At 52.3% G+C, this 25,886-nt stretch carries 25 protein-coding genes; 17 read left to right on the forward strand and 8 right to left on the reverse strand.

Annotated elements, in window-relative coordinates; all coding sequences use genetic code 11:
* A complete protein-coding gene (locus tag BW941_RS06370; RefSeq protein WP_076514779.1) occupies positions 1–1,215 on the forward strand; it encodes an O-succinylhomoserine sulfhydrylase in 1,215 nt (404 codons plus the stop codon).
* Positions 1,216–1,287: 72 nt separating this feature from the next.
* Here BW941_RS06370 and BW941_RS06375 read toward each other — a convergent pair whose 3' ends face one another.
* Positions 1,288–2,415, reverse strand: a complete 1,128-nt coding sequence (locus tag BW941_RS06375; RefSeq protein WP_076514780.1) for a putative solute-binding protein — start codon at positions 2,413–2,415, stop codon at positions 1,288–1,290.
* A gap of 288 nt (positions 2,416–2,703) precedes the next feature.
* Here BW941_RS06375 and BW941_RS06380 point away from each other — a divergent pair, with 288 nt between their 5' ends.
* The 3 genes from BW941_RS06380 (at position 2,704) to BW941_RS06390 (ending at position 6,618) form a co-directional block, all read left to right on the forward strand.
* Positions 2,704–3,603, forward strand: a complete 900-nt coding sequence (locus tag BW941_RS06380; RefSeq protein WP_076514781.1) for an AAA family ATPase — start codon at positions 2,704–2,706, stop codon at positions 3,601–3,603.
* 82 nt (positions 3,604–3,685) lie between these two features.
* Positions 3,686–4,582 carry a DUF58 domain-containing protein gene (locus tag BW941_RS06385; RefSeq protein WP_175607873.1) on the forward strand — a complete coding sequence of 299 codons (897 nt, stop codon included), beginning with the start codon at positions 3,686–3,688 and terminating at the stop codon, positions 4,580–4,582.
* A complete protein-coding gene (locus BW941_RS06390; RefSeq protein WP_076514783.1) occupies positions 4,579–6,618 on the forward strand; it encodes a transglutaminase TgpA family protein in 2,040 nt (679 codons plus the stop codon). Before BW941_RS06385 ends, BW941_RS06390 begins: the two co-directional genes overlap by 4 nt.
* Here BW941_RS06390 and BW941_RS06395 read toward each other — a convergent pair.
* Complete coding sequence (locus BW941_RS06395) at positions 6,538–7,215, reverse strand: DUF6436 domain-containing protein (RefSeq protein WP_076514784.1); 678 nt, start codon at positions 7,213–7,215, stop codon at positions 6,538–6,540. The two genes, BW941_RS06390 and BW941_RS06395, sit on opposite strands and share 81 nt — an antisense overlap.
* 108 nt (positions 7,216–7,323) lie before the next feature.
* Here BW941_RS06395 and BW941_RS06400 point away from each other — a divergent pair, with 108 nt between their 5' ends.
* Together BW941_RS06400 and BW941_RS06405 are read left to right on the forward strand one after the other, a co-directional pair.
* Positions 7,324–7,983 (forward strand): thioredoxin family protein, encoded by a 660-nt coding sequence (locus tag BW941_RS06400; RefSeq protein ID WP_076514785.1) that lies wholly within the window; start codon positions 7,324–7,326, stop codon positions 7,981–7,983.
* A gap of 153 nt (positions 7,984–8,136) precedes the next feature.
* On the forward strand, positions 8,137–9,747 hold the full coding sequence (locus BW941_RS06405) for a methyl-accepting chemotaxis protein (protein WP_076514786.1): 1,611 nt from the start codon (positions 8,137–8,139) through the stop codon (positions 9,745–9,747).
* A 64-nt stretch (positions 9,748–9,811) separates the two neighbouring features.
* Here the strand turns inward: BW941_RS06405 and BW941_RS06410 are convergent, their stop codons facing one another.
* Together BW941_RS06410 and BW941_RS06415 are read right to left on the reverse strand one after the other, a co-directional pair.
* A complete protein-coding gene (locus tag BW941_RS06410) occupies positions 9,812–11,413 on the reverse strand; it encodes an aldehyde dehydrogenase family protein (RefSeq protein ID WP_076514787.1) in 1,602 nt (533 codons plus the stop codon).
* 123 nt (positions 11,414–11,536) lie between these two features.
* Entirely contained in the window at positions 11,537–12,937 is a 1,401-nt protein-coding gene (locus BW941_RS06415) for an MATE family efflux transporter (RefSeq protein WP_076514788.1), read from the reverse strand.
* 78 nt (positions 12,938–13,015) lie between these two features.
* Between BW941_RS06415 and BW941_RS06420 the strand changes: the two genes are divergently transcribed.
* The 3 genes from BW941_RS06420 to BW941_RS06430 are packed head-to-tail and all read left to right on the forward strand — an operon-like array spanning position 13,016 to position 15,475.
* On the forward strand, positions 13,016–13,591 hold the full coding sequence (locus BW941_RS06420) for an elongation factor P hydroxylase (RefSeq protein WP_076514789.1): 576 nt from the start codon (positions 13,016–13,018) through the stop codon (positions 13,589–13,591).
* A gap of 12 nt (positions 13,592–13,603) precedes the next feature.
* A complete protein-coding gene (gene rhlB, locus BW941_RS06425) occupies positions 13,604–14,974 on the forward strand; it encodes an ATP-dependent RNA helicase RhlB (RefSeq protein ID WP_436286950.1) in 1,371 nt (456 codons plus the stop codon).
* A 15-nt stretch (positions 14,975–14,989) separates the two neighbouring features.
* A complete protein-coding gene (locus BW941_RS06430) occupies positions 14,990–15,475 on the forward strand; it encodes a hypothetical protein (protein WP_076514791.1) in 486 nt (161 codons plus the stop codon).
* Here BW941_RS06430 and BW941_RS06435 read toward each other — a convergent pair.
* The 3 genes from BW941_RS06435 to BW941_RS06445 are packed head-to-tail and all read right to left on the reverse strand — an operon-like array spanning position 15,440 to position 18,051.
* Positions 15,440–16,192 carry an alpha/beta fold hydrolase gene (locus tag BW941_RS06435; protein WP_076514792.1) on the reverse strand — a complete coding sequence of 251 codons (753 nt, stop codon included), beginning with the start codon at positions 16,190–16,192 and terminating at the stop codon, positions 15,440–15,442. The two genes, BW941_RS06430 and BW941_RS06435, sit on opposite strands and share 36 nt — an antisense overlap.
* 12 nt (positions 16,193–16,204) lie before the next feature.
* A complete protein-coding gene (locus tag BW941_RS06440; protein ID WP_076514793.1) occupies positions 16,205–16,921 on the reverse strand; it encodes a TorF family putative porin in 717 nt (238 codons plus the stop codon).
* A 59-nt stretch (positions 16,922–16,980) separates the two neighbouring features.
* Positions 16,981–18,051, reverse strand: coding sequence for a DUF2817 domain-containing protein (locus tag BW941_RS06445; protein WP_076514794.1), 1,071 nt, complete (start codon positions 18,049–18,051; stop codon positions 16,981–16,983).
* A gap of 89 nt (positions 18,052–18,140) precedes the next feature.
* Here BW941_RS06445 and BW941_RS06450 point away from each other — a divergent pair, with 89 nt between their 5' ends.
* Genes BW941_RS06450 through BW941_RS06465 form a run of 4 tightly spaced genes read left to right on the forward strand, consistent with a single transcriptional unit; the run spans position 18,141 to position 21,751 of the window.
* The gene (locus BW941_RS06450) at positions 18,141–19,913 is read left to right on the forward strand and encodes an ABCB family ABC transporter ATP-binding protein/permease (protein WP_245820058.1); all 1,773 of its coding nucleotides are present in this window, start codon (positions 18,141–18,143) and stop codon (positions 19,911–19,913) included.
* Positions 19,913–20,674: a 5'-3' exonuclease H3TH domain-containing protein gene (locus BW941_RS06455; RefSeq protein ID WP_084188701.1), complete on the forward strand. Its 762-nt coding sequence runs from the start codon at positions 19,913–19,915 to the stop codon at positions 20,672–20,674. Before BW941_RS06450 ends, BW941_RS06455 begins: the two co-directional genes overlap by 1 nt.
* A gap of 46 nt (positions 20,675–20,720) precedes the next feature.
* Positions 20,721–21,137 carry an acyl-CoA thioesterase gene (locus BW941_RS06460; RefSeq protein ID WP_076514797.1) on the forward strand — a complete coding sequence of 139 codons (417 nt, stop codon included), beginning with the start codon at positions 20,721–20,723 and terminating at the stop codon, positions 21,135–21,137.
* On the forward strand, positions 21,134–21,751 hold the full coding sequence (locus BW941_RS06465; RefSeq protein WP_076514798.1) for a MiaE family protein: 618 nt from the start codon (positions 21,134–21,136) through the stop codon (positions 21,749–21,751). Before BW941_RS06460 ends, BW941_RS06465 begins: the two co-directional genes overlap by 4 nt.
* On the opposite strand, the gene BW941_RS06470 is transcribed toward BW941_RS06465, so the two are convergent.
* Complete coding sequence (locus tag BW941_RS06470) at positions 21,748–21,927, reverse strand: hypothetical protein (RefSeq protein WP_068438634.1); 180 nt, start codon at positions 21,925–21,927, stop codon at positions 21,748–21,750. The two genes, BW941_RS06465 and BW941_RS06470, sit on opposite strands and share 4 nt — an antisense overlap.
* 123 nt (positions 21,928–22,050) lie before the next feature.
* Here BW941_RS06470 and BW941_RS06475 point away from each other — a divergent pair, with 123 nt between their 5' ends.
* The 4 genes from BW941_RS06475 (at position 22,051) to BW941_RS06490 (ending at position 25,881) form a co-directional block, all read left to right on the forward strand.
* Positions 22,051–22,962, forward strand: coding sequence for an alpha/beta fold hydrolase (locus tag BW941_RS06475; RefSeq protein WP_076514799.1), 912 nt, complete (start codon positions 22,051–22,053; stop codon positions 22,960–22,962).
* Positions 22,963–23,039: 77 nt separating this feature from the next.
* Positions 23,040–23,504, forward strand: a complete 465-nt coding sequence (locus tag BW941_RS06480; protein WP_084188703.1) for a DMP19 family protein — start codon at positions 23,040–23,042, stop codon at positions 23,502–23,504.
* 125 nt (positions 23,505–23,629) lie between these two features.
* On the forward strand, positions 23,630–24,205 hold the full coding sequence (locus BW941_RS06485) for a chalcone isomerase family protein (protein WP_084188705.1): 576 nt from the start codon (positions 23,630–23,632) through the stop codon (positions 24,203–24,205).
* Positions 24,206–24,252: 47 nt separating this feature from the next.
* Positions 24,253–25,881 (forward strand): ATP-binding response regulator, encoded by a 1,629-nt coding sequence (locus BW941_RS06490; protein WP_076514800.1) that lies wholly within the window; start codon positions 24,253–24,255, stop codon positions 25,879–25,881.
* Positions 25,882–25,886 lie beyond the last annotated feature (5 nt).

Consider the following 25,886-nt stretch of genomic DNA (forward strand, 5'->3'; position numbering starts at 1 on the left):
ATGGCAGACTTACCTGATTGGCCGGAGCGCTATCAATCTGATCTGACGGATGCGGAGTTTGATACTCTCGCGGTTCGTGCCGGTCAGATGCGTACGCCGGAAGGTGAGCACGGGGAAGCTATTTTCCCGACCAGCAGTTATGTTTTCTCTTCAGCCGCTGAAGCAGCAGCGACCTTTGGTGGCGACCGGGATGGCAATGTCTATTCCCGATATACCAACCCAACGGTCAGAACTTTTGAAGAGCGCCTTGCCGCTCTTGAGGGTGGCGAAGCCTGCGCAGCGACAGCCTCCGGCATGTCCGCTATTTATGCCTTGTGCATTGCACATCTGCAGGCGGGCGATCACATGATCTGCTCCCGTGCTGTGTTTGGCTCGACGACTGTACTTCTCGAAAAATTTCTGCGTAAGTTTGATGTAGATATTACTTATGTAGACCTGTTGGATCTGTCAGCCTGGAAAGAAGCGGTTCAGGAGAATACAAAGTTATTGTTTCTTGAGTCTCCATCGAACCCGCTGACTGAAGTCGCTGATCTGCGCGCCATCTCTGAGATTGCGCGATCTGCAGGCGCTTTGTTTGCCGTCGATAACTGCTTCTGTACGCCCGCTGCTCAGCTGCCGCTTGCGTTAGGCGCAGATCTTGTCGTGCATTCTGCGACCAAGTACATCGATGGGCAGGGGCGCTGCCTTGGCGGTGCGGTGATCGGTTCGCATGAGTTGATTGAGCCCGTTATTGGGGTTCTGCGTTCTGCTGGCCCGACAATGAGTCCGTTTAATGCATGGGTATTCCTGAAAGGGCTGGAAACACTGTCATTGCGCATGAGGGCGCACAGTGACAATGCGCTGGTGCTCGCCGAATGGCTCAAAGAACACCCGAAAGTAGCAAAAGTGAATTACTGCGGTTTGCCTGATCATCCTCAGTACGAGTTGGCAAAAAGCCAGCAGCGTCTGTTCGGTGGCGTATTGTCATTTGAAGTAGCAGGCGGGCGTGAAGAAGCCTGGAGAGTTGTCGACGCTACACGCATGATCTCTATTACTGCTAATTTGGGTGATACGAAGACGACCATTACTCATCCGGGAACGACGACGCATGGCCGTTTGACGGACGAGCAGAGAGAAGAAGCAGGAATATCTCAGGCGCTGTTACGTATTTCAGTTGGGCTCGAGAGTGTTGAAGATATTAAGCGTGACCTCGCGCGCGGACTTGATGCTCTGTAACTGCCAGTATCGCTTACCACCTGATATCAAAGGCTGCTTTATGCAGCCTTTTTTATTCGATAGGTGCCCCGATTATTCGACGGGATTTTTACACTCACTCTCGTCCGGAGAGAATCGGCAGCGGATTTTGCGTGCGAGCCTCAACATGACCGGGTCGTAATAGCCCTCGTTGCGCAGAGTCAGTCGGATTTGCTGGGCGTTTTCGTTCAGAGTCGCCATGTCAGCAGAAGACGGGTTTATCCAGAAGCTGGTTGGTATGTTACCCAGCTCTTTGTCCAGCATTCGTGCGTAGCTGTTAAATTTAAACAGAAAGTCTTCCCGTAAAATCTGAGCCAGACCCGGCGGAAAACGATCTGAGTGACCAATCAGTTGGAGTGTTGACTGCCCTAGCGGCATGGCCAGTCCGCGGGTTTCTTTTCCAGTCCTCCCATTAGCCATGGCCAGATAGCTGATGTCTGGAGCGATCATGAATTCGGTTAATTCATTGGTGAATGTCTTTACTGTGGCAGGCATGTCAGCAGTACGGGTACGACCTCGCAGGGTATCTACCAGGCGCACAAAACCGGTATCGGTATCTGCCACGGATACTGATTTTCCGTCCAGAGAATTCAGGGACGCTTTCGCTGCTGAGTCAGCGTACAAACGACTGTAGCCAATTGTGACCAGCCCCAGGGCTGTGTACTGAGCGTTGGTCATATGCTCGGCGATCTCTGGTTTAGCGAGTACCTGAGCCAATAATTGCAGGTGTTGGCGATCTGGGAGGGCGCCTGGTGCTTCTGTTGTTGCCAGAAAACGATTAAATCGTTGTGCGGTCGCGCCGCGGACAAGAATGGCGTCGCAGGCCTTTTTGCTGGCAAAAGTCTCGACCATTTCCTGTTCATTCTGGAAAACGTCAATGGTCAGCTGCATACCATAATGCAGAGAGCGCAGTACCTGGTCTTTCGCCGCTGTTGCGATAGGGCCTGCTTTACCGATTGGATCCCAGATGCAGAAGGTCCTGGGCAGTTTTCCACCCGTCATTTCACCACTGAGCAGAGTTTTAAGAGCCTTTATTCGCTTCTCAAGCGGCAGATTCTGATTGAGAACCGCGGCTTCAAGCGTTTGATGGCTGCGGATTTTTTCGGTTGTTTCTGCGGTTCCTGGCAGTGCTATTAATAAAAACAGAAGGCAGAATGCTGGGAGGAATAGCGGGCTTTTCATTAAACGTCCTTTTTGTGTAACCCAGTTTGCTCAAAGGGAGCGCAAGTATACCGAGTCAGACACCTGTCTGTATTCGTCCTCTATGTGTCTGGCTCGAGATGGCCCATAGCGTGCCTGAACGAAGGTGTAGCTGGCAAGAGAGATCCTTTAGCGAATGATTCCTGAGCGAAATTTTATGTGCGGGATGTCCGTTTTTCGGATTTTTTCCGTACATTGTCGTGAGCTGAGCACTTAAAAACCGTCAGCGGGTCAGATACTCTTATGTGTCAACTTTTCTGAGGTTTATGCATGTCTGCCATTGAAAGGGCGTTATCCAGTCTTTCGACCGTCATACTCGGTAAGAATCAACAGTTAAAACTCTCTATGTGCTGCCTGCTGGCAGACGGACACCTGTTGATCGAAGACTTGCCGGGAATGGGTAAAACGACACTGTCGCATGCCCTGGCACAGGTTTTTGGTTTGAAATACAGCCGGATCCAATTTACCAGCGACCTTTTGCCTGCTGACATTATTGGTGTCAGTATTTTTGAGAAAGATCCGGATTCTGGCGAAGGAGCCTTCCGTTTTCATCAAGGCCCTGTCTTTGCGCAGGTCGTTCTGGCCGACGAAATTAATCGAGCCACGGCGAAGTCGCAGAGTGCGCTTCTTGAAGCCATGGAGGAGCGGCAGGTCACCGTCGAGGGTTACACCCGACAACTGCCTCAGCCGTTTTTTGTGATTGCGACTCAGAATCCGTCTTCCCAGGGCGGTACATTTCCGCTGCCTGAATCTCAGCTTGACCGGTTTCTGATGTGCCTCAGCCTCGGATATCCAGATGAACGTGCCGAGCGGGAACTGCTTGAAGGAGTAAGTCGCCGCCATCTGGTCGAGGACTTGCAGACGGTGATCAGTCCGGAAACACTCGTGCGGCTACGTCAGGCCGTTGAGGGTGTTAAAGCGTCTTCTGCGGTCCTCGATTACCTGCAGCGTATACTGGCGTTCAGTCGCAGTGATGCGCGCTTTACTCATGGCCTCTCACCGCGAGCGGGGCTTGCTTTACTGCGAGCAGCTAAAGCCTGGGCCGTTATCGAGGGGCGGACATTTCTGATTCCCGAGGATGTTCAGGCGGTATTAGAGCCAGTCGTCGATCACCGCCTCAAGTCCGGTGCTGCACGGCACATACTTGAAAACGTCGCTGCTTTAGCCTGATATGGTCAAGCGATCCCAATCAGATAAAAAAGGATGGGGCAGGCGACTGTTTCAGTCGTGGTTGAATCGCAGAATTCCGCCTGTGTCGCGTTTGGCTCTGTCTCACCGGAATGTTTTCATTCTCCCGTCGCGAACGGGATGGGCCTTTGCGGGTCTGCTTGTGGCCATGTTGCTGACCGCTATTAATTATCAGAATTCACTCATCTATGGCTTAACCTTCTGGTTGGTCAGTCTGGGGCATGGCACCATCTGGTTAACTTTCCGTAATCTCTCAGGGCTTGAGATGTCCGCAGGTAAGGTCGAGTCCTGTTGTGCCGGCGAAAGTCTTCAGTTGCCGGTCAGAATTTCTTCTGCCCGGAATTGGGCCGTCGCAGTTGCTGTGGGGTACCCAGGGGAAACCGAACAGGACTTTACTCTGGCTCCGGGCGAGTCGCTCGAGGCAGCCCTTACGCGGCGTACTCTTAAACGGGGGCGTCTGCCATTGAAGCGGATCCGGGTAGAAACTGAGTACCCATTTGGTTTGTTCCGTGCCTGGAGCTGGGTCGCGCTCGACTTTGATGTGGTTGTTTATCCTAAGCCAGAGTTCACACCCGTGCATCTGTCAGCCGGTGACGGTGATGAGATTGAAGGCACAGCTATGGCGTTGATTGGGCGTGATGACGTGTCGGGTATCCGTGAGTATGGACGTGGTGACAGCATGAATCAGATCTCCTGGAAGCATACCGCCAGAACCGGCTCTCCTAAGTCGTTTGAGCGTGAGCAGGAGCAGGGCGTTATGTGTTTGCTGGACTGGGAGAGCCTCAAAGGCCTGGAGCCAGAAGTTCGTTTATCGAGGTTGGCCTCGTGGGTTGATCAGGCTGAGGCATTGGGGTGGCAGTATGGTCTGTCGATACCTGGCGTAGAGATATCCGCTGCTACCGGTAGCGAGCATCGCCATCGTTGCCTCAAGGCTTTGGCGCTATGGGGAGAAGGCGAATGACCAGTGTCGCTCTCCCAAGAAAGGCCTTGTTACTTCAGGTGCTGGCGGTGCTGAGTTCACTCGTGCCGCATCTGGGGTACCTGCCGGTATGGCTTTATCTCATGGTGGCATTCGTTCTAGGCTGGCGATGGCTTGTATATACCGGCCATCTTTCATTTCCGGGACGATTCGCAAAGCTGGTTGCGGTTGTTCTGGCATGTGTGGGGGTATATACGCTCAGTGGGGGCAGGATTTCGCTTGAGGGTAGCAGCGCTTTCCTTATCTCGGCGGGAGTTCTGAAGCTTCTGGAGCTGGCCACCAGAAGAGATGGCATAGTCGTTGTCTTTATTGCTTTATTTATTCAGGCCTCAGGTTTTCTTTTTAATCAAAGCATTCTGTATAGCCTTCAGGGGATTGGGACACTGGTTTTGGCCTGTGCGGCAATGGTTGCAACGCAGGCTGCCACCCGAACGGGATTATCTTCGCAGGTTCCTGTATTTGGCGTCACTGCAAAGCTATTACTGACGGCTTTGCCGTTTATGCTCATCGTCTATTTCTTATTTCCTCGTCTTGGTCCGCTCTGGAGCGTAGCGCTGCAATCGGACTCAGCCTTGACCGGTTTGTCTGAGCGGCTGCAGCCGGGGGATATTTCGGAGCTTAGTCAGTCATCTGAAGTTGCATTCAGGGTGACCTTTGATGGTGCCAGGCCTGCCCGCAACGAGCTCTACTGGAGAGCCATGACGCTGGATAAACATGACGGGGACGGTTGGGATAAGTCAGTATTGGATGCGGCTCAGCTACCCATGCCTGCAATTATTGAAGAGGCCACTTACGACTACGAAGTAATACAGGAAGCAACGGGGCAGGCGTATCTTTTTGCGTTGGCGGGCTCGGTAAGCCGAGACAGGGATATCGAACTGACAGCAACCCGTTTATTGAGATACGACCGTCCTGTTTACCAGCGCATCAGATATGACGTCAGTGCGCCAATAGAGCCGGTTATTGGTCCTGCCTTTGACTCTGAATTGAGAACCGCTCCTGATTTGTATCTCGCGCTTCCTTCTGGCGCTAACCCCATGATCCGGGAATGGGCGAGGGAGCTGCCCTCTGAGGCCGGGCAATTTGCTAAAGCGTTCGTACGATTCGTACGAGAGCAGCCATTTTATTACACGCTTAAACCACCTCGTTACGGCGAAGATGATATTGATCAGTTTCTGTTCTCTGGTCGCAGAGGTTTTTGCGAACATTATGCCTCGGCAATGGCCTTCGCTGCCCGGGCGGCTGGCATTCCATCCAGAGTGGTTGCTGGATACCAAGGGGGGGAGTGGCATCCGGATGGCTATCTGACCGTAAGACAATATGATGCACATGCATGGGTTGAACTCTGGGATGGCCAGCAATGGTTCCGGGTTGATCCGACCTCAGCAGTGGCGCCAGATCGGATTGAATATGGCCTGCAAAGAGCCCTGCTAGAGGAGGACACTTTTCTTGAGGAGAGCCCTCTGTCCCCGCATCGTTATACCGATATTGGATGGGTAAACAGTTTGCGCTTGCAGCTGGATACTATTAATTACCAGTGGAGCCGGTGGGTGCTGGCATACGACGGTGAAACGCAGAAAGGTCTGTTGTCCCGCTGGTTTGGCATCGATGCTTTGGTTGACGGTTTGTATATTATCGCCGGCTCAATCGCGGGTCTGTTCGTTATTGGTGCTCTGTGGCAATGGTGGCAGCAGCGCCCGGAGAAAAGAAAGCGGCTGATTCTTATCTGGTCAGAGTTGCGTCGCACTGCGCTAAAAAAAGAAATTACGGTCGGGGAGGGGACGGCACCCTTATCGTTGCTGGCGGAAATCGAACTTACATATCCGTCTCTTGCAGCCCAGTGTCACACTGCACGTTGTGCTCTTATCCAGGTATACAAATCAGAGACAGAGGATATGTTGGAGCGCGCTGAGAAAAATCTTGCTCGACAACTGCAGCTACTCAACCGGCAGCTGCGTCGGGTCCGGCCAGGCGCAGAAGCAACCACTTCCGGCAATATTCAGAAAAGGCCCGTATGATTCGCCCGCGAGCAGACGCTCAATCATGTTGGTGAATAACGCTTCGTCCGAGAGACTGCAGAGGGCACCAAAGCCATACGCGCCAAAATATGCCAGGCTGGCATTCTGGCTGAGTACCGCCAGCCCGGGGCTGGCGGTCAGAGGTAGCTTGTCATTGGCAGACGCCCTCATGACCAGAGCATTAGGGTTGAGTTTACGTGCTTCCGCCAGTCGATTTTCTGGAAGTGTTTCTGGCGCTAAGATAACAAATCTCACTTCATCGCCTTCTGGCCATTGCTCTATAATGGCCCGGGTGTGACGAGCACTGACGTTGTTGCACAGACAGTCTGGGTTCCACAGATGTACCACAGTCACCAGTGCATCGGAACTTTCAGGATATTCAGCCGACACTCTCTTCAGTAGCGCTGCCAAGCCTTGCTCAACAATGTCGGGGCTGCGCGATTCCGCAGGGGCGTCTGCTTCGACAAACGGTCGCAGTGACTGCTGCTGAAACCACCACAAACCAAACAGTGATCCTGCCAGCCATACGAAGATCAATACTGAAACCAGAAGTGTTTTCTTTCGACCTGGGATATCTGTGCCGGGTGATACTGACATCGTAATAGTGGCTCTGAATATGGGGTGTTGTTTAGTGGCTACCCAATTGCGGGTGGCCGGCGTTATCATACATCGCCTTTGAATTGTAACCGATTATTGGGAGTAGCCGTGTCTTTGAAGGTGTTGACTGCGGAGCAACTGACTACTGAGTCGCAGTTGTGTGATCGATGGTTTCTCGTCGAGGTGACAGCTGAACATTGTGCTCCTTGTCGCGCATTAGAACAGCTTCTGACATTGCTTGAGCCTTCTTTGGATTCCCGCTGCTCCATTGTACAGGTTCGCTCTGAAGCGTCGCCAGAGTGGGTAACAGCGCATCAGATCCGGACAGTTCCGATGTTGCTTGTCTATCATCGTGGTCACGAGATCGCACGCGAACACAATAACCTGTCAATGTCAGGGATCAGGCATTTTTTAAGGGATCATTTGCCGTTCCCGTCAGAGCCTCAGATCAATACGTTTCTCAGAGAGGGAAAGTTCGATCAATTGCGCTCCGTACTCGAATTAATGACAGATGAAGAGTCACGAACGCCGGAAGTACAGCGAGCCCGTTCATGGCTTTCTCTGCGAGATCTTGAACTAGATGGGGCTGAATCAAACTTGCGTGATGCTTTTTTTGACTGGGCCAGCGCAGGTGAGTGGGTTGCGGCACTGGCTGCGCTTGAAGCTGCCGTCGACCATTCTGATGGTCTACGTGGTTTGAGCATCGCCTTGGCAGATCTGATCCCTGATCGCAAATTAGTGGCACAGTGGCGCCGTAAATCCCTTTAGTTATACCGTTATCTAAATGGCCTCAGGATTTCATCCAATCCTTGTTTTCAGAGTAGTGGGATAATTAGGCCTGGCCGGATAATTAATCTGGAACCTCGCGGTTACCCTCCTATAGTCAATGCTGATGACATAACGATCAATAGTGGAGTGACTATGCAAGGTGAGCGCCTGAGTATTCGTCAGCGTTTATGGATAATGCTGTCGGCTGTATTTCTCATGGGTGTTATTTATATAGCTGTCGATTTTCATCAGTATCAGAATCAGCTGGTGGAAGAGAAGAAACAGCAGCTATCGGCGTTAGTCGAGTCACAGGCAAGTCTGCTCAGTCAATTGCTGAGCAACGGTGGTGACCTACAGGAGGGCCTCTCCGCGATTAACGGTTCTCGCTACCACGGTGAGGAGTACTTCTTTGTAATTAACGAGCAGCTAATTATGAAAATGCACCCCTTCAAGCCCGTACTGAATGAGACGTCGGTGTCCAAGGTTCGCGATCCTGATGGCGTTTATCTGTTTCGTGAGATGAAGAAAGCGGTCGAGAAGGGAGGTACAGGATTCGTTTACTATAAATGGCCTCGCCCGGGTGCTGGTGAACCGGTCAGTAAACTCAGTGCTATCACACCAGTTGCCGGATCGGATTTATATATTGGTACCGGTGAATATATCGATGATATTCAGGCGGCTATCCTGAGTCGGGGAGGTTGGACTTTGTTTAGTCTTCTTATCTGGGGTGCCTTTATACTGGTGTGCTCACGATATATTGCTGCCGCTATTTCAAAACCCATCCGCAGAATTGAAGAGACAATGGCTACCCTGGCAGAAGGCGATCTGTCATTTGAATGTGAGCTATCGGGTGTTCCTGAGTTTGATCGTATTTCTGTTGCGATCAATAAAATGCGATCGCGCCTGTCCGAGTTGTTAAGCCGTATTCGGGACGACAGCGACCGACTAAACCGTGAGGCTGACATCGTGTCACGCTCCACTTCTGAGGTCAGTGCTGGCTCAGATAGCCAGTATCGGGAGCTGGATCAACTATCAGTCGCGATGACTGAAATGGTTCAGACAACTCAGGTGCTCGCCGGTAATGCGCGTGATGCTGCGCAGCGGATGACAGAAGTTACAGATGCGGCTTCCAATGGAGCTAACTCAGTATCAGCAGTACGGAAACGCGTTTATACGGTACTTAGTCAGCTGGAAGGCGCATCGGTCGCAATTACTCAGATGAATGCATCGGCTGAGCAAATTTCAAATGTCGCCGAGGTTATTGCGAGTATTTCTGAGCAGACAAATCTTCTTGCCTTGAATGCAGCAATTGAAGCAGCACGAGCGGGGGAGTCGGGGCGTGGTTTTGCTGTTGTTGCAGATGAAGTTCGTACGCTCGCTCAACGCACCGGCGTGGCAACCAGTGAAATTAAAGATGTCATTGAAACCATTACTCAGGTTGCCAATGACTCTGTTCGCGCAATGCAGTTGAGTGCTGAAGAGACAAAAGCCTGCGCTGATGAGGTAAATACAACGGAAGAACAGCTGGCCGGAATCTCAACCAATATGACGCTGGTAAAAGATATAAATCATCAGGTAGCAGCGAGCGTTACGCAGCAGGAGCAAGTGGCAGCTGAGATGGATAGCAATCTGTCCAGAGTTGCTGAGTCTGCAGATGGTCATAAAAATATTTCAGACCTGCTCCGTCGTACTTCAAAAAATGTAGAGCGACTCGCTGAGGATCTTGTCGAGCAGCTTAAATATTTTCGTACGGACTTGAACTGATCCGAGCATGAAAAAGCCCCGCAGTGCGGGGCTTTTCTTTTTTCAGGGCGAGTCGTTATTTTGATTAACGGTCGTTGTCCACTTTCCAGCTACTCATCATTTTCTTCATGACTTTAGGAATAACAGTCAGATTAAGACCAATCCATTCAAACGCAGAGCGAGGTTTCGCGTAGGCAGTCAATTTCAGCATGGTCTCGTAGGTCGCTTCGTCGAAAGGGAACCACCAGGCGTTGTTTTTACTCAGTGTCGGTAAAATATCCCAGTTCACGATTTTTGATTCAGCCACTTCAAGCAAACCAAGGGCGCCATGTGTACGACCAATACCTGACTCTTTCGGGCCACCCCATTCGGTGTTACTTAATCCATGGGTATACAGGTGGTCGTTGACGGTAACCGCACCAGCGTGAAGCTGTTTGGCAACTTTTTTGCCGTGCGCGTTATTACGAGTCCAGACCGATGCTGTCAGGCCGTATTGTGATTTATTCGCCAGTTCGATCGCCTCTGCTTCAGAGCTGACTTTCACAACAGGCATAAATGGACCGAAGATTTCGTCCTGCATGAACTCCATATCAGAGGTCACGTCAGTCAGTAGGGTCGCAGGGAAGAAATAACCATTCTGGTTGCCGACTGCCTGAGACTGAGCAGCGATCTGAGCACCATTATCGAGAGCCATCTGAAGTTCTTTTTCGAGCTGCTGGAATTGTTTCTCAGTGGTTACTGAACCCATATCGGCATCATGACCGTTATCACCGTGGCGTAATGCTTTGGTTTTAGCGACGGCCATTTTGATGAAGTCGTCATACACTTTTTCGTGTACGTAAACCCGCTTCACGCCACCACATGACTGTCCCGCGTTCTGATAGGCCGCCCACATGCCACCGTTTACGGCACGTTCGATAGGTGCATCTTCAAGAACGATCATGGCATCGTTACCGCCAAGCTCAAGGCTGCACGGTACAAGATACTCTGCGCATGACTTCATAACCTGCTTACCTGCGAAGGTGGAACCGGTAAAGAATATTTTATCCGCGCCGTTCTCAAGCATGGATGAAAGAACTTTTGAGCCGGAACCAACAACATGAGTAAACAGGCCATCAGGTAAGCCTGATGCTTTAACAACGCGCTCAATGGCTTCGCCGACCATCGGCGTCTGGGCAGCCACTTTAAGCACAACTGCGTTACCTGCCATAAGGCCCATTACCAGCTCACCGAATGGAATGCTGAATGGGTAATTCCATGGGCTGATGATGCCGAGAACGCCAATTGGCTGAAAAACACGCTTTGACCATTTGTTGAAGAACATCATGGACGCAGGAGGAAGCAGTTCATCTTTGAGCACTTTAGGCGCGTTTTTTGCGTACCAAGTACAGCTCATGATGGATGGAATAACTTCAGTATTTAGGGCATCAATTTTCAGTTTGCCATTGTCCTGGCTGATGATGCCTGCAAGCTCATCTGCGTTATCACGAATGTAATCTGCCATTTTCAGAACGTAAGATGCACGCTCTTTATAAGAAGTCTGTGCCCAGATTTTCTGAGCATCGCGCGCGCGATCAAATACCGTGGTGAACTCTTCCTGAGTTGTCAGTGGCAGGCGACCGATTTCTTCTAATGTCGCTGGGTTGATACTGACTTCATACGCCACGTCTGGATTGGCTACATTCATGGTGAAATACCTGTGCGGGTTTCTGTAACTTTTGACGGCCAGATGTTAGCACAGTAAACCCGGCGCTGAACAAGTCGGTTCCGGCCTTGCAGAGCAGGCTAAATGAGCCAGTCTGTCGCTATGTCACTCGGGAGAGACGCCTTGGGAGCGGCGACTTACGATGCGCAACCTCAGCAGCAGACAAACTGCTGCAGAGCTTAAGCCGGCAATGAGTCCGATCCAGAACCCGGCGGCCCCCATCGGTTCTGAGAGCCCGTAAGCAAGGTACCAACCGGTACCAAAGCCAATGACCCAATAAGACAGGAAGGTAATGAGCATGACCACGAAGGTATCTTCGTAGGCCCTGAGCGCACCAGCGGCAGCGATCTGAATAGCGTCGGGGATCTGGAATATCGCGGCGTAGATCAATAGGGCGGCACCGATTGAGACCACGGCTGGGTCTGGAGAATAGAGATTCGCGATAAGACCAGCGCCAGACAGAATGACTGCGGCATTAAAGAGAGCCAGCAACAGGTTGAGCTTCACTCCCAGCCAGGCACACTGTCGAGCAGGGCTGAGCGCTCCTACGGGGGCATTGTTCTGCTGGCCGAGATGATGACCCACTCTGACCGTTAACGCCATGCCAAGGCTGAGAGGCAGCATAAAGGTCACTGAAGAGACGTTCAGTGCTACCTGATGACCTGCGACGACGACGGGACCTAGGTCGGTCAGGAAAAGGGCAATAACGGTAAACAGGCTGACCTCAAAAAATATGGCCACACCGATGGGAAGTCCAACACGGCTCAGGCTTTTTACATGGTCGGTGACGGTTGAGCGATAGAATGACAACAGGCGTATGCTTTGCTCGGCCCGATAGCGTCGGCAGTCCCATTGCAACGCCCAGGTCATAAAGCAGACGACGATCGCGCTTCCGATGCCGCAACCGATACCACCCAGTTCCGGAAGGGGCCCCCAGCCATAGATCAGCGCCGCATTTACCGGAATATTAAGTATTAAACCAATCAGCATGATGCGGGTAACGTGATGGGCCTGGTCAACAGCTTCGGCATGGAATCTGAGTGCGAGGAATATTCCGGATATGGGCATCGCGGTTGCGATGGCCAGTAGGTAGTATTTCGCGGTTGTTGCCGTATGCGTGTCGTCAATCCAATAGGGCAGAGCTACCGCGATAGCGGCAGTAATACCTCCGAGAATGACGCCCGTCAGAAGCCCGAGCGAAATGCCCGAAGCCAGCAGGGATTGTATGGCGGATGACGCCGATGGACCTGAACGTGCTTTGGCTACGGCAGGTGAGAGAGCAACGAGAACGCCTGCGAGAAATAGCCATATAGGCGTCCAGACGGCACTGCCAATCGCGACGGCGGCGAGATCACGGGTGCTCACGTATCCCGACATGACGGTATCAATGGTGCCCATACCGACCTGCGCGAGCTGTGTAAGAAGAATCGGGCCCGTAAGTTTAAGAATCGCTTTGAGGTCTGATGCTGGTTCTTGGTGGTAAGAGGTAGGGTGTGCGGTAGACATAGCGAAACAGAGGTTGAACCGTATAATTGACAGGCGCGGCTATTGTGCCTGTGCTTGATATTGAATAACAGAAAGAAAATGAACTTGCTAAAACAACCCGACGTCATCGAACTTTTGCCGGCTGATCTCGTAACTATTTTTGACCGGCTTTTCAGCGTCTCTGAAAACACTCGCCTGGTCTCGGGTGGTGGTGAGCCTGAATATCTCCCGGCGGATACTGAAGTGCCTTACCACAGGGTTATTTTCGCCCACGGCTTCTACGAATCTGCGCTGCATGAAATTGCACACTGGTGCATTGCGGGCGCTGAAAGGCGTAAGCTTGTTGACTATGGTTACTGGTATGAGCCCGACGGCCGTTCTGCCGAACGACAGCGAGAGTTTGAGCAGGTCGAAGTAAAACCGCAGGCATTGGAGTGGATACTGTCAGAGGCGAGCGGGCGCAAGTTCCATATCAGTACTGATAATCTGGATGGCGACCCCGAGGCGGTGGAACTGGGGCGACAAAAATTCCGTGGTGCCGTGGTCAAACAGGCGACATGGTATCTCAAAAACGGGCTGCCAGAGCGTGCTGAGATACTAAAAGAGGCGCTATTGGATTATTATCACCGCCATACACTATTTGGTACGCATCTGTTTGTGCCAGAAAATATCTGAACGGAGATAGGTTTGTTAAAGAAACTGTTCAAATCCAACGCCTCAAAGCCGGCGCCGGAATCGAAGAAGCCCGCAGCTGCTAAAAAGGCCCCGGCTCAGAAAAATAAGCCAACGCAAAATGCCAAAAGTCATGGCTCTAAGCGCAACGCTGGGGCTGATAAGGCCACTGCACAGAACAAGAAGCTGAAGAAAGACGTTATAGAAACTCCGTGGAATCTCTCGGATTTCAAAGTAGAGCCTCAGGAAGGAAAAACCCGTTTCCACGATCTTCAGCTGCCTGATTCTGTGATGCGCGGTATCCATGAGTCCGGGTTTCAGTATTGCTCACCGATTCAGGCGGAGAGCCTGCCTGCAGCGCTGACAGGTCGTGACATGATTGGTCAGGCGCAGACTGGCACGGGTAAGACAGCGGCCTTTCTGCTGACGATTTTCAACCGTCTCCTGACTGTCCAGCCGGAAGAGCGCTTCGCCAGTGAACCTCGTGCGCTGATTATCGCGCCGACTCGTGAGCTGGCACTGCAGATTGGTAAAGATGCGGAAGCACTGGGTAAATACACCGGTCTGAATACTGTCACCGTTGTCGGTGGTATGAACTACGACTCGCAACGCAAAATGCTGCGGGATCATGTGGTCGACGTACTGGTAGCGACACCGGGCCGTCTGATCGACTTTATGCGGAGTCAGGATGTGTTCCTGGATCAGGTTGAGGTGCTCGTTCTTGATGAAGCTGACCGAATGCTCGATATGGGATTCATTCCTGACGTGAAGCGGATTGTCCGTGGGACGCCGCCAAAAGAATACCGTCAGACTCTGCTGTACTCCGCAACCTTCAATTTTGATGTGCGTATCCTGATTGATCAGTGGACCACGAACCCGATGAAGGTTGAAATTGAGCCGGAGCAGGTAACGACTGATCGTGTTGATCAGAAGCTTTATCTCTGTGCCGACTCAGACAAATATAGCTTGCTGGAGCGGGTACTGAACGAAGAGAAGCCAGAGCGACTGATTATTTTCGCCAACCGTCGCGACCTGACCCGTAATCTGTGCGATAAGTTGAACAAGAACGGCCACGTTGCTGTTCTTCTGTCTGGCGAAGTCAGCCAGGATAAACGGGTCCGTACACTGGAGCGTTTCCGTGACGGGCGGGTAAATATCATGGTTGCCACAGACGTCGCTGGTCGCGGTATTCACGTTGATGGCGTCAGTCATGTTATCAACTACACCTTGCCGGAAGATCCGGAAGATTACGTTCACCGTATCGGCCGGACTGGCCGGGCAGGTGCCAAAGGTGTATCGGTGAGCTTTGTGTCAGAGGATGATGCGTTCGTACTGCCGGACCTCGAAAAATACCTCGGCACCAAGCTGGAACTGACGCAACCCTGAGGATTAAGGTTGGGTATGTGCTGGCGGGTATTTCTGTCTTTAGTACTATTGGTTCCCGTGACCTACGCGCTGGAACCGCAGGACGCTGCAAGTTACTTTGCTACCGAGGCGGTAACGCCTCAGCAGGCTGAACTGTGCCTGGAGTCTATGAGGTCCCCGCTGATTCATAACAGCGAAGGCGACCACGTGAATTCGTACTATTACTTTGGCGTTCACCATGATCGGACACTGATTGGTCTTGAGCGGGTAAAGGGTGCGGATTATTCCCAATATTTCAGCTTACTGGTGTTTGATCAGACCACGCTGCTTGGTTACTACCGCAATATTGCCAGCCTACCGCTTTTTATTGAGCCAGATGGGCAGCTGTCGTTTCCGCGGGGTGTTGAACTGGCGGACACCATCTACATTGATCAGGATGAATTCCCGGCTCTTTGCCTCGCCGGGCAACCGTGCGTCGAGTGGGTATCAGTCGGTGCGCGGTGTGAGCTGAGCGCGGATTGATTGCTCCAGCCAGTCCGGGTCGTCGGCAGGTAAGTCGTGCCCTGCAGAAGGGTGTGTGAGCAAAGGCTTCTTCCAGCGATGCGCAATGCGCGCGGTGCAGCCTGGTTTTACTAGCCTGTCGCCTGCTGCGTTGTAGAAGAACACGTCATGGACTGGTGCGCTGGTCGGGCCTTTGTAGCGACTTGCGGCGATCAGTTGCACGAATACGTTACGCCAGCGCAGCGGGTGTTCATCTGCAAAACGGATCCATGGAGCAGATTCACCAGCGGTAAGTGCGCGGTTTATGGTCAGATCAAAAATGGTCCGCTCGAGTCGCAGGCGGTCGCCAAAGCAGAACAGCAACCTGAAAAATGACACGGCCGTCATACGCTCCCACGGATATGACATATTGGCGAGGCTGGTATTGATCAGATGGAGTGATTCAATCTCGTCTGGGTACTGGCGGGCCCATTCTGCAGCAATCATAGCCCCCATAGAGACAGCAATTACTGTTATCGGCCCCTGGTACTCAGCGCGAACCTGTGCACGAATGTTTTCCATCATAGACGGAATGTCAGAAGGGGTTGTCTGGGAGTACTGATAGCCATTGCCGGGTAACTCAGGTTGAATAACCTGAAAGTCCTCTGCAAACCTCTCCGGGAATTCCAGCCAGTGATAACGGCTGCGGATCAGGCCCCGAAGAAAAACGAGTACAGGTTTATCAGAGGACGGCTTCAAGCGTTTACCCTGTTACCAGATACGGAAGAAGCGGTGGACGCTGAACTGAATCAGAGTGCCTGCATCGAAGTCGCCACCCAGATTAGTGCGTTCCAGGGTCAGGCGGTAATCCCAGTGATTCCAGGTTCTGGCGGCTCCTACGCGGAAGTGCCAATAATCGTCAGCCGTCGAGCTACCGAAGTTCGTCGTTTCGTCGGTGCCGTCTAAGCGGTGATTGGCGCCGTAGAGTTCGATTGAAAAAGACCCGGTCTGAAAGGTGTAGGCTGTTTCGAGGGTATGCAGGTTGTACTCGCTGCCGTAATAGCCGTCTGCCGCCCGGTATCCCAGAGTCAGGTTGTTATCCCACAACAGACGAAGTGCTGTTTCGTTATATGCATCGCCTTTTTCTTCAGCGTCACCATGGAAAGTGAAGCGCGTCAGGCTGGCATCAACAGACCATGCTCGCCAGAGCGGCAGGTTAGCACCGCCATACACATCCCATTCGGAGTGCAGGCTATCTGCGCTGCCGTGGTCTACGTTACTGCCCCAGGCGCCAGCATAAAACCCTGAGTTATGGGTGGCCGTCATGCCTGCCTGCCAGGCGGCTTTGCCACTGGTCTGGCTTATGCCGTCACGCACAAATTCAGAGGTGACTCCAAGGTCGGCGGTAACATCAGCCAATGCGGCATGGTGACAGGTCAGTAAAGCGGCTGACGTGAGTGATACAAGCAGGTGTTGCAGACGTGGCATAAGGTTAGGAAATCCGTCAGATACATCAGGCGCCTAGTGTAGCGGAAGCGGCGCTCGCTTCACACTGCCGGTGTGATATTTCCGCTCATTCCCGGATACCAGCGTTCAAGCGCAGACTGAAGGGCTCGCGTCTGATCTGCCGCTGATTCAGGCGCCCACTGCGGCATGGTCCGCGTAGCAGACATCAAAAAGTCGAACAGAACCAGATGCCGGCGCAGAATGCGCTGTTGGCGATGGGGTAGTACCGGGTTAAATAAACCGTGGTAACGCAGGAGGTGTCGTGGGTTTTTCTTAACCCAAAGCCAGGAACCCATTTCCAGAGTGATAGGAATAAAACAACCTTCTGGTTGCATGGCCCGGTAATCATCGTAGAGGTAATCCCACATATCACCGTTGGTGGTATAGCTATGCGCCTGCGGCTCAAACAGATACTGCTCGTGACTTGGGAAACTGTGTTCAAACAGCTCAGTCAGCGTATGAGCAGCGCCTATTCCGGGCCACGGGGCAGTGCTTTTAGCGTATGGGAACCAGAGTCGGTCGCGGGTGCCGAAGCCCGAGTGGCAATCAAGGCTAATGCAGTATTTCTGATCGCGCAGAGCATGATGAATGGCGTCGCTTAGCGCTTGATTCTCGGGTTCCATGGGGCGGCCAGGCTTGCCGCGGTACCAGGGCAGTGCGGAACTGATGCGTTGTCCGCCCACCAGCCATGGCGTTTTGCCCTCGGCTTCAACCGGCGCATTGCGCATCAGGTCCACACCGTTAGGGTTGCAGCGGGTATTCTCAGCCATGCCACCCGGATTGACGATGGGGATGATTAATAGCCTGAGGTGTTCAAGTTGATCGCGAACAACGGGGTCCCAGTGCAGACGACGCACCAGGCTCTTCATAAATGACAGAATGACCTGGGTGCCGATGCGTTCGACACCGTGCACACCACCGACCAATGCCAACACCGGAGCATCTTTGGCAGCACTGCCCATTTCAAGAACATAGAAAGGAAGATGTTCACCTTTGTGTTGTATGTGAGCAGGCACACGAATCCGCATGTACTGTTTGCCCTCTTCGATGAGGGACTCAAGTTCTGCCAGTTCTGGCAAAGCCGCGTTAAGGCGGGAAATGCGTTGAATCACGTTGAGGTGAACCTTATGCTCTTTGGCCTTTTGACTATATCTAACAGGTTACACCGCCAATGAGAAGCTTCCAGTCAACACCGGTGGACATGCCTGACAAACTGCGCGTTCGTCGTTGGCTGACCACCATCTGGCCCTTCCTGCTGGAGTATCGCGGTCGGGTCATCGGGGCGATGATTTGCTTGTTGCTGGCCAAACTGGCCAGCGTCGTTATGCCATTTCTGCTCAAGTATCAGGTCGATCATCTGGATGCAGCTGGCACCATTGGGGAGAACTGGTGGGCGGCGTTTCCGCTATTGTTGTTGCTGGCTTATGGCACTGTGCGATTTATGACCGTGTTTGCCGGGGAGCTCCGCGATCTTCTGTTTGGCCGGGTTGCAGAGCGGGTGATGCGCAGAATGTCACTGGCGTTGTTCCGGCACCTTCACAGCCTGAGTCTTTCTTTTCACCTGGACCGTCAGACGGGGGCATTGCAACGTGATATCGAGAGAGGGACTAACGGCATTTCGTTCCTGATGCGTTTTCTGATTTTTAATATCCTCCCGACATTTCTAGAGCTAGGGCTGGTGATCGTTCTTCTCTTAATTAACTACCCACCTGTGTTTGCCGGGATCACCCTGGTAGCCGTTGTTCTGTACGTCGGCTATTCAGTGAAGGTCACGGAGTGGCGTACGCGCCATGTGCGGGAAGCCAATCAGATGGACTCATCAACGCATGCCCGGGCGCTTGATAGCCTTCTCAACTATGAGACGGTTAAGTACTTCACCGCAGAAGAGCGGGAGTCGGCTGACTACGATGGTTCACTTGCCCGCTGGGAAAAAGCCCGACGCATGAACCGCTTGTCGCTGTTTACCCTGAACAGTGGTCAGGCGCTTATTATTTCAGTCGCCATGGCCTGCATGTTGATGTCAGCAGCACACTATGTGCTCATCGGGGAGATGACGTTGGGTGATTTCACGCTGGTGAATGCTTTTATGTTTCAGCTCTTTTTGCCTCTGAACTTCCTTGGCTTTGTTTATCGCGAGATTAAGGCGTCGGTCGCTAATATTGAGAGGATGTTTGTTCTGCTCGATATTGAAACCGACGTGCCCGATAACGCCACCAAAGGCCTGAATGTGACTCGCGGTGAGGTGGTGTTTGATCGGGTCGGTTTTGATTATGGCAACGGTCGACAGGTACTTAATGAATTGAGCTTTTCTGTGCCTGCAGGAAAGACGCTCGCGCTTGTTGGCGGCAGCGGCGCGGGTAAGTCAACGATAACCCGGTTGCTGTTCCGTTTTTACGATGTGGCATCCGGTCAGATACGTATCGATGGTCAGCTTATAACCGATGTTTCTCAAGCGTCGTTGCGGCAGGCCCTGGGCATCGTTCCGCAGGATACCGTCCTGTTCAATGACACACTCAGAAATAACCTGCTTTATGCCTGCCCGGATGCCAGCGAGGCAGACCTGCAGGACGTTGTACAGATGGCAAGTCTGGACAGGCTGGTTGCAGAAAATCCAGCCGGTCTGGAAACCGTCGTGGGGGAGCGAGGGTTAAAACTGTCTGGTGGTGAAAAACAGCGCATTGCCATCGCCCGAATGCTACTTAAAAGACCCGCCATTATGGTCTTTGACGAGGCGACCTCATCGTTAGACTCTGAAACTGAGCGCAGCATTATGAAAGAGATTCGCAGAGTGTCCGAAGGGCATACTGCGTTAATCATTGCGCACCGCCTATCGACGGTTGTCGATGCCGATGAAATTGCGGTTCTGGAAAACGGACAGATCGCAGAACGTGGCAACCACAGAGAACTTCTGGCAAAGAACGGTCGTTACGCGGCGCTATGGCAGGCTCAACAAGCCTCCGGGGAGGTTGACTGATGCATCTGCTGTTAATCGATGCGATGAATCTGATACGCCGGGTCTATGCTGCGGTGGAAGACTCTGAGTTTGCAGCTGAAGCAACCCGCAATAAAGTGATCGATATCATTGGTGCCAACGTCCGGGGACGCAAAGCCACACATCTGTTAATGGTCTATGAGGATCAGGAGCCGACCTGGCGCCACCGCATCTGGCCAGAGTACAAGGCCGGGCGTTCGCCCATGCCTGAAGCGCTGGCTAACGATCTTTCTGACATGCGGGCGGATCTTGAGCGCAGCGGTATCCACAGTTACCGCATGTCGGGTTGGGAAGCGGATGATGTCGTCGCAACGGTGGCGGACCGGGCTGCCCGTAGCGGCCTTCAGGTAACCATTCTGTCGACCGATAAAGGCTTCTGCCAGCTGGTGTCAGAACGTATATCTGTACTTAATCACTTTGATCGATTTCTCTGGAATGAAGAAGCTGTGCACCAGCGCTGGGGACTGGCACCTGCTCAGTTGACCGACTATTGGGCTCTGTGCGGTGATCAGACAAATCATTTGCCGGGCGTGCCGGGCATCGGTAAGAAGGGTGCCGCTCAGGTTCTCGATCTCTGTGGTAGCCTGGATCATGCGATCGGCTGGCCAGAGGTATTGCCCGAACGTCTTTCAAATGCGCTGGAACAGGGGATTCCTTCGGCGATCCGGACTCGTGTTCTGGCGACCCTCAGAACCGATCTCGAGTTAGGGATCAGTCTCTCTTCATTGAGGGCAAAGTCATGATCGGCTAAACTTGCCCGCCATTTTGACAGGCCTCAGCGGAGCAGATATGTCTTCTCAGATTAAAGTTCGTGGATTCCATATTGATGTGTACCAGCACGTTAATAACGGACGCTACATGGAGTTTCTGGAAGAAGCTCGTTGGGAGTTTATGGATCACACTGGCTTTGCCGAAAAAATCGCTGCGCTTGGGCTTTCGATGGTGGTGGTGAATACCAATATCAACTACCGACGCCCTGCGGTTATCCATGATGTTCTGGATCTCGGGATTCGTGTGGCAAAAATTGGCAGTAAAAGCGCCGTTTTTGAACAGACCGTGACTCGTCAGAAAGATGGGGCGACTGAGATGGTGGTCGATGCCACAGTGACCTTCTGTGTGATGGATCCGGTGGCCGAAAAGGCTGTCCCGCTCGAAGGCGAGATCCGGACCATTCTTGAACAGGTTGCAGAGGAAGCCGGGGCATGAATCTTGATGACGTGATGGCAGAGATTAATCAGTTCCTGCTATGCCCAACACCTGGCGCATGGATTGATGTTGCTCTCGAGAATCAGGAATTACTGCTGATCGACCATGCTAACTGTGAGAAAAAAGCCGCTTCGACAGCAATGAACCTTCTGTACCGCTACATTGATCGCGATGACCTTCTCAAAAAAATGAGTCAGCTTGCGCGCGAAGAGCTGCTGCATTTCGAACAAGTGGTTGGCATCATGAAGGACCGTGGTGTCAGCTATCGTCACGTGTCGTCGTCACGCTACGCTTCTGGGTTGCGCGAACTGGTTCGTAAGGGCGGAGAGGATGAGCTGGTCGATGTGCTTATCTGTGGCGCTTTAATCGAAGCGCGTTCCTGCGAACGGTTCGCGGCGTTGGTTCCGCACCTCGATGACACCTTGGCCAAATTCTATCGATCTCTGCTTCGCTCAGAAGGGCGCCACTACCAGGATTATCTGGAGCTTGCCAGACAATATGCGGGCACAGATATCCAATGGCGGATTGACGAGTTCCGTGAAATTGAGCGGGAGTTGATTCTTAGCCCGGACCCGGAATTCCGTTTCCACAGTGGCGTTCCTGCCGCCGCTTAATCCTGACAGGCGCGAATGATCTTGATGCAGATGTCAGTTTCGCGCTGATACGTCGCTTCATCAATAGCGCCAGCCTTAAGGTCCCGGCTGGCTTGCTCAAGCCGCGCCTCTGCGTCTTTTAAGTCGGTAAACATGCGGTTGGCTTCAAGTGCTTTTAAGGTTACTGCTGCAGTCATGGGTGGGCTCCTCAGGACGTTCTGATGTCACAATCAAACTAGACTCCCTCTCAGAACTGCACCAGTAGCTATCGTTCCCAAGACCTGCAATGATTACAATTTCTTTAACAGGGTGGTCGCAAAGTGAACAAACTCCCGTTAGATGGCGCAATCTGCGCTGGGCATTCATTGGACACCCGGCAGGTAGCTGGACTGGCTACCTACGATTGCATTGAGGGTGAAGGAGAACCGCTTCATTTTCTTCACGGCAACGGTTTTTGCGGACTCACGTTAGCTCCCCTGGCAGAAGAAATTACAGATGGAAGTCAGCCCCTGCTGTTCACTGATTTACCAGGACATGGCGCCTCAGAGGGACCGGATGTCAACGCACAGCCAGACTGGAATGATATGGCTGACCGCGTTGCAAACAGTATCGCCGCTCGCATTGACAGGCCAGTAACGGGGATAGGTCACAGTATGGGCGGTGTGGTGACGCTGCTTGCCGCAGCGCGTTATCCTGACTTGTTTTCCCGAGTTGTGCTTCTTGATCCGGTGCTGTTCAGCCGGGAAGTTATTTTCTACCAAAGACTGATGAGAAAAACAGGGCTATGGCAGCGGACGTCTCTGGTGCGTTCGGTTGCCAGGCGTCGCTCGGAATGGCCGTCGGTGGATGCATTGAAAACAGACCTGTCAACGAAGTCGTTATACCGCAACTGGACCCCCGGAGCGCTGGACGCATTTGCTCATTATGCAGTCCGTACAACTGACTCTGGTGAGATCGAGCTAGCCTGTGATCCCCGTTGGGAGGCCTCCATTTTCGGTTCTTATCCTCGAGGCCTCTGGCAGGCAGTGAGAACGGTCAGTGTGCCGGTCGATATTGTTGTCGCCACACGTTCATATCCGTTTATCCGTCCAGCAGTAAAGCGTGCAGTGGGCCGGAACAAGCGTATTTCGCAACATGTTTTTGATGGTGGTCATTGCTTTCCTATGGAAGCGCCAGAGGCCGCAGCGGTGCAAATTAATGACATATTGGTCGATTCCGGCCGGGGGCTATGAAAACCTTTGTCAATTTGCGCGCTCTGGGCTAAGGTGGTTTTTACTTGGGCAATTAAGTGAGTTTCGAGTAGGACCCTATGAACATGGAGATTCAGGCAGCCTTAGATGTTGCCGATGAGACTGATTCCTTCCTGCAGATCACCGATGTGATCTACGACAAAGAAGCCGAGAATGGCTATGACTCCCTGAATGAAGCAGAGAAAACTGTCTTCTGTCTCGATCAGTTGCTGAGAGAGATGGAGAACGGTGGTTTCGTGCAGTTCGTTCACCACGAAGCAGGCGCTAAAGCGGAAGACACGCTCGAAGCACTTGAGCGTATTAAAGCGCCAGTGTCGGCTGGTCTGCTTGATCAGATAGTCGATCTGTTTCCTGATCGTAATATTCCTTCAGATGAAGATGATCGCATTGATGCTTTCGATAATATCGAAAGCGAACATGCTGATAAAATCGCAGCTCTGGATGATCGTTTCTACGACAGCGGTGAAAATCTGGTCGGGTTGACACTGCGATTTGTTCAGAAAAACCTGCGTGAGTTTCACTGATCAAACAGGTGGCAAGGCTGTTTATCAGGAGGGGCGCTTGGGCCAGTATCGGCGCGAGTTGAGGCGTATCTTGTAATATCCAGGGCAAACGCTGAAACTATGTAGCAGCAATAAAGGGATTGCCTATGATTATAAAAATGGTCTCATCGTGTTTTCTGTGTACAGCGCTGGCTCTCTCTGCCTCCGCTGCATTTGCAGATGTAAAGCTCAAAGGTGTATCTGTACCAGAAGAGGTTACTTTTTCTGGTCACACTATGGTTTTAAATGGTGCCGGTGTTCGGTCTCGTTTTTTCATCGATGCGTATGTCGCCGCATTGTACCTCCCGGAAGTTTCGACTGACGCAGACGGAATTCTTGCCTCCGGAAGCCCGCTGGATATCCGTGTCGTTATTATTTCGGATCTGGTGACCGCTGATCGTTTTGCAGAGTCTGCAATGGACGGCTTCGTCAGATCTACCCATGGAGACCTGGGTCCGATACGTCCTCAGGTTGAAACTATGATCAAAACCTTCCGGAACTCTTTGTCGGTCGGCGATGTCTTTGATCTGGTTTATAACCCAGACGCCGGAACCGAGATTTATCGTAACGGTGAGCTTCTTGAAGTTGTTGAGGGGCTGGATTTCCGTTCTGCAATGGCTGGTATCTGGCTCTCCGATGACCCGGTGCAGACCAGTCTTCGGGAAAAAATGCTGGGTCTTTGAGCCGGAACAGGGCTTTGAGTGCAGAAAATAGTGCAAAGGATTGCTAAATGACAGAAACAGAACTCACGCGCTCGGGAAGCGATCTGTTACCTGACGAAATACCCGTTCTGGTTGTTGATGACGACCAGTCGGTACTCGATGTTACGAGTCTTGTTCTGTCGCGGTACCGTTTTGAGCAGCGCCCGGTTACTGTTATCCAGGCCCGTTCGGCTGCGGCTGCCCGCGAAATACTGTCTGCACGCAGTGATATCGCGGTGGTGTTTCTGGATGTTGTCATGGAAGAAGATGACGCAGGCCTTAAACTGGTTGAATGCATTCGCGAAGAACTCAATAACCAGAAGATCCGGGTTATTCTCCGTACCGGTCAGGCTGGTTTCGCGCCAGAATATCGGGTTGTTCAGAATTACGATATCAATGACTACCTCGCCAAAAGTGAGTCCACGCAAGAGCGTCTCTACGTTTCCCTGACGACAGCGCTTCGAGGATACCGGGATATTCTGTTGTCCGAACATTTTGCCACGCTGGCGATGAATGCTGAACGTGAGCGTGAACTTGCCAGCGAAGCTCTGGAAGAAAAATCGCGATTCCTTGCACACCTCAGCCATGAGGTACGTAATCCTCTGACTGGTATGGTTGGCATTATTGAGTTGCTCGGCGATGCGGATGAAGCCGAACGGACTGAACTTCTGCAGGGTCTCGAATTCACCACCCAAACATTATTGGCCGTAGTCGATGATGTACTCGATGTTGCTAAAATTGAAGCGGGTAAGTTCCGTCTTCAGGAAGCTGCGTTTAATGTTCGTTATTGGCTGGAGAAAACAGCCTCAACTTACGAAGCAATACTCCGGCAAAAGGATATCAGGCTTACGTGCGAAGTCTCAGCGGATATTCCTGTTAATCTGATTGGCGATCAGGCCAGGTTGCGTCAGGTGTTATCTAATTTTCTCAGCAATGCTGCAAGGTTTACTCCAGCGGGCGGCCAGGTCGCTGTGCGTCTGAACGGTACTCAAAGTGGAGATAAGTGGGCGCTGTTTGTATCGGTCAGTGATACTGGGATAGGCATAGCGCCAGATCGCCTCACGTCTGTTTTTAAACCTTACGTACAAGAGACAGAGGCTACCGCAGAAGTATACGGTGGCACCGGGCTGGGTCTTAGTCTGTGCCATGACCTTGCGTCCTTAATGGGGGGGAGCGTCGGCGTGACAAGTCGTCAGGGAAAGGGGTCGACGTTCTGGCTGGAGGTGCCGCTTGGCATTGATAGCTCGCTGGTTATGGGGAGCCAGGACGGGCCGGCTTATAAAGTTCTCGTGTGTGAAGATGATGCCACCAATCAGAGAACCTTGCAGGTAATTCTGGAAAAGAAAGGTCTTGATGTCGCAGTCTTTGATAATGGCCAGGAGCTTATCGACAGTGAGGCGTGGCGAGTGGCTGATGCGATTATCATGGATTGTCATATGCCAGAACTTGGCGGTATGGACACGACGCGAATCATTCGAGCTGAGGGTGGTGGGTTGCCGGTGTTAGCTTTGACGGCTGGCGTGTCAGACGCTGAGCGTCAGGACTGTCTGGAGGCTGGTATGGATTGTGTTATCAGTAAGCCTGTGGATTATTCAATGCTTTATGATCAACTGGTTTCGCTAATTATTAAGGGGCGTCACCCGGTGCGCATTGCCTGACGCTG

It is taken from the genome of Thalassolituus maritimus, from assembly GCF_900156675.1.
Lineage (GTDB): Bacteria > Pseudomonadota > Gammaproteobacteria > Pseudomonadales > Oceanobacteraceae > Thalassolituus > Thalassolituus maritimus.